Below are 13165 nucleotides of genomic sequence, written 5' to 3'. Positions count from 1 at the left end.
CTGTGGATAACTCCGGGGCGGGAGGAGCGCCTCCGGGCAGACTTGCCGGATGATCACTCACGCGCGCTCGACAGTCCGGAATCTGATGCAGGACGAGGCGGGTGACGTCCCCGGCTGGGTGCTCGTGACACTCATGACGGCGGGCCTCGTGGTGCTCATCTGGGCTGTCGCCGGACCGGCGCTGACGTCCCTGTTCGAGCAGGCGATCCAACGGGTCTCGGGGCTCTGAGGTGCGCGGCGATCGCCCGCTCGCAGATGATCGGGGCTCCAGCCCGGTGGAGTTCCTGCTGGTGGGGACCCTGCTCACGGCGCTCACCCTCGCGGTGCTCCAGCTGGCGCTCGCCGTGTACGTGCGCAATGTGGTCCATGACGCGGCCGTGGAGGGCGCTTACCATGCGGCCCTGGCCGACACGAGCCCGCAGGAGGGGATCGACCGCACCCGCGAGGTCATCTCCCGGGCGGTCGGCGGCGCCTACGCCGAGGACATCCGGGTCGGCACCTCGGGTGCGCCGCCGCGGGAGGTCGTCGACGTCCGCGTCCGAACGACGTTCCCGCTGCTCGGGCTGATCGGCGTCCCTTTCGCGATGGAGGTGGAAGCGCATGCTCCCGTGGAGACGTTCGGCGAGCGATGAGGAGGGATCGGCGGCGCTCGAGTTCATCGCGGTCGGCGTCATCCTCCTCGTGCCGCTGGTGTACCTCGTGATCGCGCTCGGGACGATCCAGGAGCAGACTCTCGGCACGGAGGCGGCAGCGCGCCACATGGCCCGCGTCATCGCCGAGGCACCCGACGCCTCCTCGGCATCGGCGCGGAGTGACGCGGTGCTCGCGGCCGTCGTCGAGGAGTACGGCCTCGATGCCGCCGCGGTGGATGTCTCGCTCTCCTGCACACCGGCCGGCGCCGGATGCCCCTCCGCCGGAGCGACCATCCTCGTCACCGTCGCGACGCGGGTGCGCCTCCCTCTGATGCCGGAGATGCTCGGCCTCGATCGACCGACGGCGGTCCCCGTACAGGCCGACGCCGTGCAGAAGATGTCGCGGCTGTGGGGAGAGGAGTGAGGTCCCGGGGGAGCGAGGACGGCAGTGTCCTCCTGCTCACGCTCGGCTACGTGCTCCTCGCCCTCGCGGTGATCTTCGTGTGCGTGTGCGCCACCGACCTCTACATCGCCCAGAAGCGGCTGGACGCGCTCGCCGACTCCGCCGCGCTCGCCGGAGCGGACGGGTTCACGGTCGTCGCGGGCGACGGAGCCGTCCGTGCCGCACTCTCGGATGCCGGGGTCGAGGAGCAGGCGACCGCCCTGGTGGCGGAGCTGCCGGGAGAGGCTGCGGTCGTCAGGGCCGGTACGCCGGACGGTGTCTCGGCGCGGGTCACGGTCACCGCGGACTGGCACCCGCCGCTGCTCACCCTGTTCGTGCCCGACGGCGTCGCCCTGGAGTCGACCGCCACGAGTCGCACCGCGCTGTGGTGACGGGCCCCGCGGCGATGGTGTCGCGGGAAGACGTGAAGCGGCGGGGCGCGCATGGGGAGAGCCCTGGCGCATCGGGGATCGAGGCGTGGCAAGGGCGGCTCCGCCGCTTCACTGGGGGCGTCTGGCCGGGGCCTGGAGGGCAAGACCAGACGGGTCGGGTCCCGCGCCTCACTCCGGGGCGGGCTCGATGTGGAAATGGTCGGTGACCCCGGGCAGGGGTACGCGCGACCAGGAGGCGACGAATTCGGCGGGCACGACGGCGCTGCCCGCGGGAATCGTCGACAGGTCCGGGTTGATGTACGCCCGCGAGTACAGGATCTGTCCCGGGATCTGGAGCACACCGTTGACATAGCGCCGATCGGCGACGGCACCGGTCGGATTCAGCGTGAAGTACACCGTGCTCGAGGTCTGCCCGGTGGCCAGCGGCAGCTGGTAGCGGAACCACACCGGGTACGACGCATCGGTCGAGGTCGCCGCGTGCTGCGGGGTGCCGGTGGCCACGAAGGTCCAGTTGTTGTTGTTCGCACCGCTGATCCGGAAGAGGTCCTGTCCCGCGGCGTTCTTCGCGGCCGAGGTCAGGAGACCCTCGATGTAGATCTCGCCGGCCTGCAGCGGGTCGCCGAGGTTCGTGAACGAGAGCCCCAGCACGACCGGCGAATACGGTACGAGCAGCTTGCCCACGCCGTACTGCTCGTCGTCCCAGGTCGGATCGCCGGCCGGAGGCACGGAGACGCGGCTCGAAGCGCTGACGGTGCGCGTCGGTTCGCCGCTCGCGGCCGCGAGCGGTGTCGCGATCGCCGCCGCGACGACGGGCACCGACCAGGCGGCCGTGACGAGGACGGTGCGACGATCGAGGCCGCGCCGGCTGTCGGATGATGGTGTGGAATCGGGCATCTGCGTCTCCCCCGGAGTCAGGTACGGAGACACGGTAGGCGCGCGGATCCGTCCGTGGCGAGCGGTCGGAGCGGATCCGACGCCGGACGGCCAGATGTGACAGCACCGGCCACACCTGCCCGGACGGGCGGCGGGGGAGGAGGCGCCCCGTCGAGGCTCAGTCGGCGGGATCCTCCGGCCGCTCGCGCGGCACGAACCGCGGGATCCACCGCACGAAGCCGACCGCGCCGACGAGACCGATCACGCCCATCGCGCCGGCCGCGATGGACAGCGTCGCCACAGCGGTGATCGCGGACACGAGCAGCGGGGCGACAGCGCCACCGGCATCCGTGAGCGTACGCCATGAGCCGAGGAACGCCGCGGGTTCGCGTTTCGGGGCGACATCCGCGCCGAGGGTGAGCAGGATGCCGCTGGACAGTCCGTTCCCGACGCCCAGCACGGCGGCGAACATGCCGAACCACAGCACCGCGGAGTCGAGATCGTGCGTGAACGACAGCGCGAGGAAGCCCGCGCCCATCAGCACCATGGCGGGCATCGCCGCCCACAGCCGTCCGAAGCGATCCATCACCTGACCGCTGGCGTAGAAGAGCGCGAAGTCGATCGCTCCTGAGATGCCGACGACGAGCGCGATGGTGGACGCGTCGAGTCCCAGCGACAGTCCCCACAGCGGGAGGACCACCTGCCGTGCCGACCGCACCGCCGACAGGGAGGCGGCGGCCAGTCCGAGCCGGCCGAGCACCGACCGCTGGCGCCACATCGTCTGGAAGATGCCCGCTCGTTCGATCGTCGGGATGGATCCGCTGACCGCCTCGCCGGAGTCCTCGACGAAGCGCTCGCGGGTCGTCGGGGTGATCGGAGGGATCGTCTTCTCCGGGTCGGGGCCGAACAGGACGAGCACGACCATGACGACCAGGCATCCGAGGAAGAACCAGATCGCCGCGCTCTCGCTGCCGAAGAGCTGCAGGAGTCCGGCGGCGACGAAGGGACCGATGAAGATGCCGAGGCGGAAGCTGCCACCGAGCAGCGAGAGCGAGCGCGCACGGAACGCCACCGGCACCCGCGTGGTCATGAAGGCGTGCCGGGCGAGGCCGAAGGCCGCCGCACAGATCCCGAGGAGGAAGACCGAGGCCGCCAGGACACCGAGACTCGGGGCGAGCACCATGCCCACGGCGGCGGCGATCGCGATCACGCCCGCGATCACCATCGTGAGGCGCTCGCCGATCCGTCCCACGGCCCATCCGGCGGGGAGGTTGCCGCACAGCTGCCCGACCACGAGCGCCGAGGCGACGAGCGCCGCGAACGCGACATCGGCGCCCATCGACGCGGCGAGCACCGGGATGAGCGGGATGACGGCGCCCTCACCGAGGGAGAAGAGGATCGTCGGCAGATACACCATGGGCCCGAACTGCTTGAGGACCGACGATGCACTGCTGCTCACGCCTTCACGCTACTCCTCGTGCGGAGGGCTCCTTCGTGCGGGGTCCCCGCGCGGGCAGACGGCACGTTAGGCTGAGGTGTCATGCTCGAACTAGATCTCTCCGCCGAAATCCAGGCGCTCAGGCACACCTTCGGCGACATCAGCGAGGTCGTCGATGTCTCCCGTCTCCGCGACGACATCGCGCGTCTCAGCGAGGAGGCCGGTGCCCCCGACCTCTGGGACGACACCGAGAACGCGCAGAAGGTGACCAGCGCCCTCAGCCACCGTCAGTCCGAGCTCGCCCGCATCACCGGGATCGCTCAGCGTCTCGACGACCTCGAAGTGCTCGTGGGCCTCGCCAACGAGATGGAGGACGAGGACTCCGCGCAGGAGGCGCGCACCGAGCTCGCCGCGCTCACCGACCTCATCAACCAGCTCGAGGTGCAGACGCTTCTCGACGGCGAATACGACGAGCGCGCGGCGATCATCACGATCCGCTCCGGCGCGGGTGGCGACGACGCCACCGACTTCGCCGAGATGCTCATGCGCATGTACCTGCGCTGGGCCGAGCGGCACAAGTACCCCGTCAAGGTCATGGACACGTCCTACGCAGAGGGCGCCGGCATCAAGTCCGCGACCTTCGAGATCGACGCGCCCTACGCCTTCGGCACCATCTCGGTCGAGGCCGGCACGCACCGCCTCGCCCGCATCAGCCCGTTCGGCTCCGCCGACAAGCGCCAGACGTCGTTCGCGGCGGTCGAGGTCATCCCGCTGATGGAAGAGGCCACCGAGGTCGACATCCCGGAGAACGACATCCGCGTGGATGTGTTCCGCTCCTCGGGCCCTGGCGGTCAGTCGGTCAACACGACCGACTCCGCCGTCCGCCTGACGCACCTCCCGACCGGCATCGTCGTCTCGATGCAGAACGAGAAGTCGCAGATCCAGAACCGCGCCGCCGCCATGCGCGTGCTGCAGACCCGACTCCTGCTGCTGCAGAAGGAGCAGGAAGCGGCGAAGAAGAAGGAGCTCGCGGGCAACATCACCGCGAGCTGGGGCGACCAGATGCGCTCCTACTTCCTCTACGGCCAGCAGCTGGTGAAGGATCTCCGCACCGGGCAGGAGTCGGGAAACCCGGCCGCCGTGTTCGACGGCGACCTCGACGACTTCATCTCCGCGGGCATCCGCTGGCGCAAGCGCAAGATCGAGGACTGAGTCCACGAAGAAGGCCCCGGATCTCTCCGGGGCCTTCTTCGTGTGGTGTCAGTACCCCGCGTCGCGAAGGGTCCCGGTCACGTCGTCGTAGCTGACGGCGACACACTGCACGGTGCGGTCGTCCGCGCCGATCCACGAGCCCTCCGTGGGCCAGTACGGATAGAAGTCCAGCGCGGAGTCTTCGTAGGAGACGCCCACGAACCTCTCGAATTCCGTGAGACAGCGATCCCAGGCGGCCTCCTCCACGACGTCGGCTCCGGGGAACTCGCCGTCCTCGAGGTCGAAGATGAAGTACACCTCGTCCGTGTGCGGCAGGTCGCAGGGCACGACGGGGACCTCGGAGATCTCCTCCTCGTCGCCGTAATCGAACAGGGGGATGCAGTCGCCCACCTCGAGCTCGGCGAAGGGGACCATCTCGGCCCCCTCGATCGCGGAGGAGTCGGTAGGCGGTCGCTCGTCGGAACCGGAGAGAAGACCCCGATCTTCCGCCGCTGCGGAGACCAGCCCGACCACGAGCGACACGGCGAGGGCGAGGAACGCGCCGACGACTGCGACCACCATGCCGGTGATGCCCGGGCAGCGGCGGCCCCGCAGGAACAGTGAGACCAGCGAGAGCACGAACCCGACGGCGAGGAGACCCCAGCCGACGATCGTGATCAGCGGGATGCACACGCACACGACGCCGACGACCACGGCCGCCAGGCCCACGACCCCCAGCACGGACACTCCCGGTGCCGGGGCGGGGACCGGTGCGGGCGCCGCCCACGGAGCGCCGTATGCGGATGCCGGTGCCGATGCCCATGCGACGCCGGCCTGCGGCATGCTCGCGGGCGCGATCGGCGCAGCGGAGGGTGCCAGGTACGGCGGGGCGAACGGCTCGGGCTCAGGCTCGGCGGTAGACGACGCCTCCTCGGCAGCGGACGACGCCTCCTCAGGGGCGGCGTCGACCACCGCCGGTTCCGTCGCCGACTCTGCTGCGGTCGTCGCCGGGGCGGTGACGACGTGCGCGGTCCACTGCACGCCGTCCCACCACCGTCGACTTCCTGCGCCGTCGTCGTACCACCCGGGAGGCGTCGTCATCAGAGGGGTTCCGCTTCGCCGAGGGTCAGCCGGCGAAGCAGGCGGTGATGGCCTCGGTGTCGCCGAGCACCTCGGCGAAGCCGTACGCCGCGTCGACATCCGTGAGGGTGCCGTCGCTCTCGGCGATCGCGCGCAGGGTCGAGTTGTCGAGATCGGAATCCACCAGCAGGCCCGAGAGGCACGTGATCTGTCCCTCGGTGTAGTTCTCGGCGCCATCCGCGGTCAGGATCGCGGTCAGGCCGACGGCGACCTCCGCCGTGGTCGGCCGGACGCCGTCGTCGGCGCCATCCGTGCCGTCGGTGTCGCTCGGCTCGGTCGCCTCGATCGACGGCGAGGAGCTGGGTAGGTTGTCGATCTCGCTGCTCACGCCCTGCGCGATGGCGAAGAGGTAGACGAACGCCATGATGATGCCGATGATCGTGCCGACGACCGCCAGGCTGAGACCGGCGATCCCCGGCCACTTCTTGCCCTTGAGGAAGAGCGAGACGATCGAGACGACGAAGCCCGCGGCGAGCAGGATGAACCCGACGAAGCCGACCACCGGGATGAACACCAGGATGGCTCCGAGAACCGACAGGCCGAGGCCGACCAGTCCGAGGATCGAGAGCTTCTTGGGCCCCTCCGGGACGGGCTGCTGCGCGTAGGAGGAGGTCGCCGGGTAGCCCGCCGGCGCGCCGGCGCCGGGATAGGCCGACGCGGCCCCCGGGTATCCGGCAGCGGGCTGCGCGGAATCCGCCACCGGGTAGGTGGGGTAGGCGGAGGTCTGCGACTCGACGGCGGCCTGGTCGGCTGCTGCCGGCTCGGCTGCTGCCGGCTCGCCTGCCGCCACGTCGGTCGCTGCCACGTCGGCCGCTGATTCCGGCGTCCCGGCCTCGGTCGCTGCGGACTCGGGCGTGCCCGTCTCCGGGGCGAAGTTCTCCGTCCACTGCTGTCCGTCCCACCACCGCTGGCGTCCGGATCCGTCGTCGTACCAACCGGCAGGTGTCGTCATCAGGGTCCCCCTCGAAGTCTCTCCGTCGCGCTGTCCGCGCGACGGGCAGCTTCCTGTATATCAGTGCACGGGGACGCGCCGGTGGACTCGGGATGGGGAGCAATCCCCATCCCGTCGCCCGAGGACGTCCGCAGAGGACACACCGCGCGGGGTGTCGCTCGCGGCAAGGGGAGGGCCCGCGCTTAGGCTCGAACAGCCATGATTCGGTTCGAGAACGTCACGAAACGCTACCGCGGGACGTCGAAGCCCGCCCTCTCCGGTGTCGACTTCGAGGTGCAGCGCGGGGAGTTCGTCTTCCTCGTCGGTGCCTCGGGCTCCGGCAAGTCCTCCTGTCTGCGCCTGATCCTGCGCGAAGACGTGCCCACTGCGGGACGCGTCGCCGTGCTCGGTCGAGACCTGCGCTCGCTCGCCAACCGCAAGGTGCCCTACTTCCGGCGCCACATCGGCTCGGTGTTCCAGGACTTCCGTCTGCTCCCGTCGAAGACCGTCTACCAGAACGTGGCCTTCACGCTCCAGGTGACCGGTTCGTCGCGCGGGTTCATCCAGCAGGCCGTGCCGGAGGCGCTCGCACTCGTCGGGCTCGACGGGAAGCAGAAGCGGATGCCGCACGAGCTCTCCGGTGGTGAGCAGCAGCGCGTCGCGATCGCCCGCGCGCTCGTGAACCGTCCGCAGGTGCTGCTCGCCGACGAGCCGACCGGAAACCTCGACCCGGCCACGTCCGTCGACATCATGCAGCTCCTCGCCCGCATCAACGCGGGCGGCACCACCGTCCTGATGGCCACGCACGAAGCCGGCTTCGTCGACCAGATGCAGCGCCGCGTGATCGAGCTGCGCGACGGGGAGATGGTGCGCGACGAGGTGCACGGCGGATACGGCGACACCTCGAACATCCCGCGCCTGGTGCCCGAGGAGGTGCGGGGAGCTGCGGCCGCCGCGGCCCTCACCGCGGTGCAGGAGGTGCAGCGGCAGACCGCGGATCTCTCCGTGGTCCGTGCCGCCCTCGCCGAAGAGCTCAGCACGCAGCGCAAGGCCGCCGCGCCCGCTGCCGAGCCCGTCGCCGCCACGGGCGAGGATGCCCCGGCGCCGCGCACCGTGGAGCCCCCGCGCACCGTGGAGCCCCCGGAGCAGCCGCGGGACGTCGACGACCCGGCGAACATCGTGGAGCCGCCCGCCGTGGTCGAACCCCCCGCCGTCGTCCGGCCGCGCACGCACCCGATCACCCTGCCGACGGTCGACGTCGCGGAGCTCGGCGTCGCGGACCGCCTCGGACTGTCCGACGAAGACGACGAGGAAGTGGGCCCGACCTCATGAGAATCGGTCTCATCCTGACCGAGGCCCTGGGTGGGCTTCGGCGCAACATCTCGATGGTCATCTCCGTCGTGCTGGTCACTTTCGTGTCGCTGACCTTCGTGGGTGCGGCGATCCTGATGCAGGGCCAGATCGGCGTCATGCGCGGCTACTGGGCCGAGCGTGCCCAGGTGGCGGTGTACATGTGCTCGGCCGTCTCGGAATCCGACACCTGTGTCGACGGCGCGGCGAGCGAGGAGCAGGTCGCCGCCGTCCGCGCTCAGCTGGAGGGGGACGCCCTGGCGCCTCTCATCAGCTCGATCACGTTCGACACCAAGGAGGAGACCTACGCCAAGCTCGTCGAACAGCTCGGTGAGGACCAGGCGAGCGTGCTCACGCCCGACCAGGCGTTCGAGGTCTTCTTCGTCACGATGAAGGACCCCGGTCAGTCGCAGGTGCTCGCCGAGGCGTTCAGCGGCCAGGCCGGCGTCGAGCAGGTCAAGGACCAGCTGCAATACCTCGAACCTCTCTTCTCCGCTCTGACGGTCGCGACCTACATCGCGGTCGGCATCGCCGTCCTGATGCTCATCGCCGCGACCCTGCTCATCGGCACGACCATCCGATTGTCGGCATACGCGCGCCGCAAGGAGATCGGCATCATGCGCCTGGTCGGCGCCTCGAACCGCTTCATCCAGACCCCCTTCGTCCTCGAGGGCGTGTTCGCCGCGTTCCTCGGGTCGGCGTTCGCCAGCGCCGCGGTCGTCGCGGGCGTGCACTTCGGCGTGAACGGGTACCTGCGAGGACGGGTGCCGTTCATCACGACCTGGGTGACGATGCAGGACGCCGCCCTGGTGGTGCCGGTCCTGATCGGCATCGGCATCGTGCTCGCCGCGCTCTCCGCCGGCTTCGCGATCCGACGCTGGCTCCGTACCTGATAGCCTGAAAGGCTGCTCGGTCGGAACGATCGATCGAGCTCATCACGGCAACAGGAGAGCATCATGCCCAGGGAACGCGGAGAGAAGGTCGTCGCGACCAATCGTCGCGCACGTCACGACTACACGATCGAGAAGTCGTACGAAGCGGGGATGGTGCTCACCGGCACCGAGGTCAAGTCACTGCGCCAGGGGCGCGCCAACCTCAGCGACGGATACGCCTTCGTCAAGGGCAACGAGGTCTTCCTCGACTCGGTGCACATCCCGGAGTACTCGCAGGGGCACTGGACGAACCACTCGGCCAAGCGCATCCGCAAGCTGCTGCTGCACCGCGAGGAGATCGCCAAGATCGCGCACGCCGTGTCGGCGGGCGGATACACGCTCATCCCGCTGAAGCTGTACTTCTCCGATGGTCGCGCCAAGGTCGAGATCGCTCTGGCGAAGGGCAAGCGCGAGTACGACAAGCGGCAGACCCTGCGCGAGCGTCAGGACACCCGCGAGGCCGACCGCGCCATGCGTCTGCGCAACCGCGTGGGGGAGTAGTCCCGGTCGTCACAGCCGCGGTTCGAAGCCGAACGCGCGACCGAGGAACGTCAGCTCGCGCTCCAGCGCATCGACGATCGACTCGGCGCTGCGGAATCCGTGTCCCTCCGTCGGATACAGCACGTACTCGTGATCGATGCCGCGCGCCGCGAGTGCATCGCGGATCGCCTCGGACTGCGACGGCGGCACCACCCGGTCCTCGCCGCCTTGCAGCAGCAGCACGGGGACGTCGATGCGATCGGCATGCGTCAGCGGTGAGCGCTCGATGTACACGTGCTCGTACTCGGGGAGCGGTCCGACCAGGCCGTCGAGGTAGGACGCCTCGAAGTCGTGCGTCTCGGCGGCCAGCATCCGCAGGTCGGCGACGCCGTAGCGACTGATCCCGGCGGCGAAGGTCCCTCCGCGGACCAGCGCGGACAGCACGGTCCATCCGCCGGCCGATCCGCCGCGGATCGCGATGCGGGCGGGATCCGCGAGCCCGGCGTCGGCGAGGCCGCGGGCGGCGGCGATCACGTCGTCGACGTCGACGACGCCCCACTGCCCGTCCAGGCGCTCACGGTAGGCGCGGCCGTATCCGGTCGACCCGCCGTAGTTCACGTCGAGCACGCCGATGCCGCGGCTCGTGTAGAAGGCGACCGCCGCAGAGGTCGCGCCCGTGACGTGGGCCGTCGGCCCCCCGTGCACGAGCACGACGTAGGGCGGGAGCTCGTCTTCGGGCGCCGTCGCCTCCGGATGGGCCGGGGGATATGCGAAGGCGTGCACGGCACCGTGCGGACCGTCGACCTCGATCGACAGGGCAGGGGGCATCCACTGCGGACCGACGGGCTCGCCGCCGCGCACCGCGAAGACCTCTCCGGAGTCGGTGTCGACGCACCAGAGTCCCGGTGCGACGCGGGAGCCGTTCCCGGAGAGGAGCACGCGCGTCCCGTCCACATCGTCCACGCTCACGTGTCCATCGGCGGGGAGGTCGACCAGCGCCGTGCCGCCGTTGTCGTCGAGGACCACGACCTCGTCGCGGCCGTTCGTGCGGACGGCGACGATGCGTCCGTCGTCGAGGGGACGGAACCAGCGGTTGCCGAGCACCCAGAGGCCGTAGCCGGTGTCGGCGTCCGCCGGCGCGTCGGCGGGGGCGAGCGGCTGCGGAGCGCCGGAGGGCTCGACGCCGTCGACCGTCACGCGGTACAGCTCCCAGCGGTCGTAGGGTGCGTCGGCGAAGAGCAGCTCCGTGTCGCTCGTCCACTCGGGCTGCAGCGCCGTCCGCGACGGGACCGTGTGCGGGTGCCCGCCATCGACCTCGGCGATCTGCACGCGGGCGTCTTCCCACGGCATCCGTCCGCGCTCCCACGCCACCCAGGCGGCGCGGGTCCCGTCGGGGGAGAGTGCGGGGTGGGCGAAGAACCCGTCTCCCTGCGCGATCACTCGCACAGCCGTCGGGTCTTCGGAGGCGGAGCCGTCGATCGGGATCTCGACGATCGCGCGCGTGTGCGGGGTCGTCGACAGGTCTTCGCGCACCGCCAGCAGACGGCCGTCCTGCACGCGCAGACCACCGTGAGAGGGCCCGGGCGGTGTGAGGGGCACGGGAACGTCGCCGGAGGCCAGGCGATGCACGCGCTGGTCGCCCGCGTCGACGAAGTACAGCGTGCCGTCGGCATCGGCCGTCCAGGCGCCGCCGCCGTACTCGTGCACCCGGGAGCGCGCACTCCAGGGGGCGGGGAGGATCTCGGCGCCGGAGGAGCTCCGCACGGTCACGCGCCCCTTCTCGGCCGGGACCGACTCGCCCCACCAGATCTCCGCGCCGACGAAGCGCGCACCGTCGATGCGGGGGGAGGAAGCCGCGACGGACGCGGCGGAGAAGGGCGAGGACCAGGAACCGTACGGGGACGACGACATGCTTCGAGCCTATGGGCCGACGGCACGCGGCGTCACACTCGTGCCCGGGACGACGAAGGCCCTCCCGGAGCTCCGGGAGGGCCTTCGTCGTTCCTGACGGGTCAGACCGCGCGGAGCACCGCCACGATCTTGCCGAGCACCACGGCCTCATCGCCGAGGATGGGCTCGAAGGCCGAGTTGCGGGGGAGGAGCCAGGTGTGCCCGTCGCGGCGACGCAGCACCTTGACCGTGGCCTCGCCGTCGAGCATCGCGGCGACGATCTCACCGTTCTCGGCGTTGCTCTGCGAGCGGACGACGACCCAGTCCCCGTCGCAGATGGCGGCGTCGATCATCGACTCGCCGGAGACCTTGAGCATGAACAGGTCGCCCTTGCCCACGAGCTGCCGCGGGAGGGGGAAGATCTCCTCGACCTGCTGATCCGCGGTGATCGGCACTCCGGCCGCGATCCGCCCGACCAGGGGCACGAGCGCGGCGTCGCCGACCGGGGTCGCGACGTCAGCGGGGTTCTCTGTGCTGGTGCCGGGCAGGTCGATGAGCACTTCCATCGCCCTGGTCTTGCCGGGGTCGCGCCGCAGGTAGCCGCTGAGCTCGAGCTGGCCGAGCTGGTGGGTCACGCTGGAGAGCGACTTGAGGCCGACGGCATCGCCAATCTCGCGCATGCTCGGCGGGTAGCCGTGGTTCGCGATCGAGCTCTGGATGACCTCGAGGATCGCCATCTGCTTGGGGCTCAGGCTCTTGCGCCGGCGCGTCCGCGGTGCCTCCGACTCGGGGGCAGAGTTCTCGCTCATGGTGCTCCTTAAGTGCGTGATCCGACGTCCCTCTTCGAATGTCGGAGGCCCGTGGTGGGGTGTTCTTATCGAAACCGTATCCGAGAATCGACCGGATCTGGAAGATCTGTTCGAGCGTGTCGGCCGATTTTCGGAGGTGGTTTCGAAGAATACTTGACAGATATTCGAACTCGAAGATATCTTCGGTACGTAGCTTCGCATTCACGGCTCCCGGCCGAGACGCGAATGCGAACGCTACGCCAACTTCCCCGGGGCTTCCCCGCTTCGGGACAGGCTAAGGAGCACGACATGAGCAGCATCAGCTTCAGCACCGCAGCAGTCATCCCGGCGTCGGCCCGTCCGACCACGCGTCTCCGGCTGACGATGCGAGGTCGGGCCGTGCTGCTGGCGTTCGCCTCCGTGCCCCTCGCCGTTGGTATCGCCTTCGCCGCCCTCAGCGGGGGCAGCGCGATCGCCTCCGGGTCGGACGCGCCGGCGGCGAGCATCGAGACCGTGACGGTCATGCCGGGGGACACGCTGTGGTCGATCGCGACCTCGGTCGCTCCCGACGCCGACCCGCGCGACGTCATCGGCGACATCAGCCGGATGAACCTGCTGCGCGGCGGCGGTCTCCAGATCGGTCAGGAGCTCGCGATCCCGGCTCAGTACGGGAACTGAGCCGCCCG

15 protein-coding genes are annotated in these 13165 nt (G+C 70.2%); 9 read left to right on the top strand and 6 right to left on the bottom strand.

All coding sequences use genetic code 11. From position 1 onward, the window contains the following. The first annotated feature begins 49 nt into the window (after positions 1–49). The 4 genes from MME74_RS11765 to MME74_RS11750 are packed head-to-tail and all read left to right on the top strand — an operon-like array spanning position 50 to position 1466. A complete protein-coding gene (locus tag MME74_RS11765; protein WP_267415207.1) occupies positions 50–229 on the top strand; it encodes a hypothetical protein in 180 nt (59 codons plus the stop codon). A 46-nt stretch (positions 230–275) separates the two neighbouring features. Further along, the gene (locus MME74_RS11760) at positions 276–632 is read left to right on the top strand and encodes a TadE/TadG family type IV pilus assembly protein (protein WP_267415206.1); all 357 of its coding nucleotides are present in this window, start codon (positions 276–278) and stop codon (positions 630–632) included. Beyond that, positions 601–1056, top strand: a complete 456-nt coding sequence (locus tag MME74_RS11755; protein WP_267415205.1) for a TadE family protein — start codon at positions 601–603, stop codon at positions 1054–1056. The genes MME74_RS11760 and MME74_RS11755 overlap by 32 nt, the downstream gene beginning before the upstream one ends. After that, positions 1053–1466: a pilus assembly protein TadG-related protein gene (locus tag MME74_RS11750; RefSeq protein ID WP_267415204.1), complete on the top strand. Its 414-nt coding sequence runs from the start codon at positions 1053–1055 to the stop codon at positions 1464–1466. The genes MME74_RS11755 and MME74_RS11750 overlap by 4 nt, the downstream gene beginning before the upstream one ends. Positions 1467–1634: 168 nt before the next feature. Here MME74_RS11750 and MME74_RS11745 read toward each other — a convergent pair whose 3' ends face one another. Both MME74_RS11745 and MME74_RS11740 read right to left on the bottom strand, forming a co-directional pair. Beyond that, positions 1635–2360, bottom strand: coding sequence for a hypothetical protein (locus MME74_RS11745; RefSeq protein WP_267415202.1), 726 nt, complete (start codon positions 2358–2360; stop codon positions 1635–1637). Between the two features lie 157 nt (positions 2361–2517). Beyond that, complete coding sequence (locus MME74_RS11740; protein ID WP_267418571.1) at positions 2518–3756, bottom strand: MFS transporter; 1239 nt, start codon at positions 3754–3756, stop codon at positions 2518–2520. A gap of 123 nt (positions 3757–3879) precedes the next feature. On the opposite strand from MME74_RS11740, the gene prfB reads away from it, so the two are divergent. Further along, the gene (prfB, locus tag MME74_RS11735) at positions 3880–4989 is read left to right on the top strand and encodes a peptide chain release factor 2 (protein WP_267415201.1); all 1110 of its coding nucleotides are present in this window, start codon (positions 3880–3882) and stop codon (positions 4987–4989) included. Between the two features lie 48 nt (positions 4990–5037). Here the strand turns inward: prfB and MME74_RS11730 are convergent, their stop codons facing one another. Together MME74_RS11730 and MME74_RS11725 are read right to left on the bottom strand one after the other, a co-directional pair. Then, positions 5038–6069 carry a DUF2510 domain-containing protein gene (locus MME74_RS11730; protein WP_267415200.1) on the bottom strand — a complete coding sequence of 344 codons (1032 nt, stop codon included), beginning with the start codon at positions 6067–6069 and terminating at the stop codon, positions 5038–5040. 25 nt (positions 6070–6094) lie between these two features. Further along, positions 6095–7060 carry a DUF2510 domain-containing protein gene (locus tag MME74_RS11725; RefSeq protein WP_267415199.1) on the bottom strand — a complete coding sequence of 322 codons (966 nt, stop codon included), beginning with the start codon at positions 7058–7060 and terminating at the stop codon, positions 6095–6097. A 198-nt stretch (positions 7061–7258) separates the two neighbouring features. Between MME74_RS11725 and ftsE the strand changes: the two genes are divergently transcribed. The 3 genes from ftsE (at position 7259) to smpB (ending at position 9822) form a co-directional block, all read left to right on the top strand. Then, positions 7259–8371 (top strand): cell division ATP-binding protein FtsE, encoded by a 1113-nt coding sequence (gene ftsE, locus MME74_RS11720; RefSeq protein WP_267415198.1) that lies wholly within the window; start codon positions 7259–7261, stop codon positions 8369–8371. Further along, positions 8368–9282 (top strand): permease-like cell division protein FtsX, encoded by a 915-nt coding sequence (gene ftsX, locus MME74_RS11715; RefSeq protein WP_267415197.1) that lies wholly within the window; start codon positions 8368–8370, stop codon positions 9280–9282. The genes ftsE and ftsX overlap by 4 nt, the downstream gene beginning before the upstream one ends. Positions 9283–9345: 63 nt before the next feature. Next, the gene (gene smpB, locus MME74_RS11710; protein ID WP_021199784.1) at positions 9346–9822 is read left to right on the top strand and encodes an SsrA-binding protein SmpB; all 477 of its coding nucleotides are present in this window, start codon (positions 9346–9348) and stop codon (positions 9820–9822) included. A 9-nt stretch (positions 9823–9831) separates the two neighbouring features. Here smpB and MME74_RS11705 read toward each other — a convergent pair whose 3' ends face one another. After that, positions 9832–11712 carry a S9 family peptidase gene (locus MME74_RS11705; protein WP_267415196.1) on the bottom strand — a complete coding sequence of 627 codons (1881 nt, stop codon included), beginning with the start codon at positions 11710–11712 and terminating at the stop codon, positions 9832–9834. A 101-nt stretch (positions 11713–11813) separates the two neighbouring features. Next, entirely contained in the window at positions 11814–12500 is a 687-nt protein-coding gene (gene lexA, locus MME74_RS11700) for a transcriptional repressor LexA (RefSeq protein WP_267415195.1), read from the bottom strand. A 288-nt stretch (positions 12501–12788) separates the two neighbouring features. Here lexA and MME74_RS11695 point away from each other — a divergent pair, with 288 nt between their 5' ends. Continuing rightward, complete coding sequence (locus MME74_RS11695; protein WP_267415194.1) at positions 12789–13157, top strand: LysM peptidoglycan-binding domain-containing protein; 369 nt, start codon at positions 12789–12791, stop codon at positions 13155–13157. Positions 13158–13165 lie beyond the last annotated feature (8 nt).

Origin of the sequence: Microbacterium oxydans, assembly GCF_026559675.1 — a bacterium.
In the GTDB taxonomy this organism is placed as follows: domain Bacteria; phylum Actinomycetota; class Actinomycetes; order Actinomycetales; family Microbacteriaceae; genus Microbacterium; species Microbacterium oxydans_D.
Note: the sequence above shows the minus strand (reverse complement) of the source record. Positions and strands in the feature narration are given on the sequence as shown.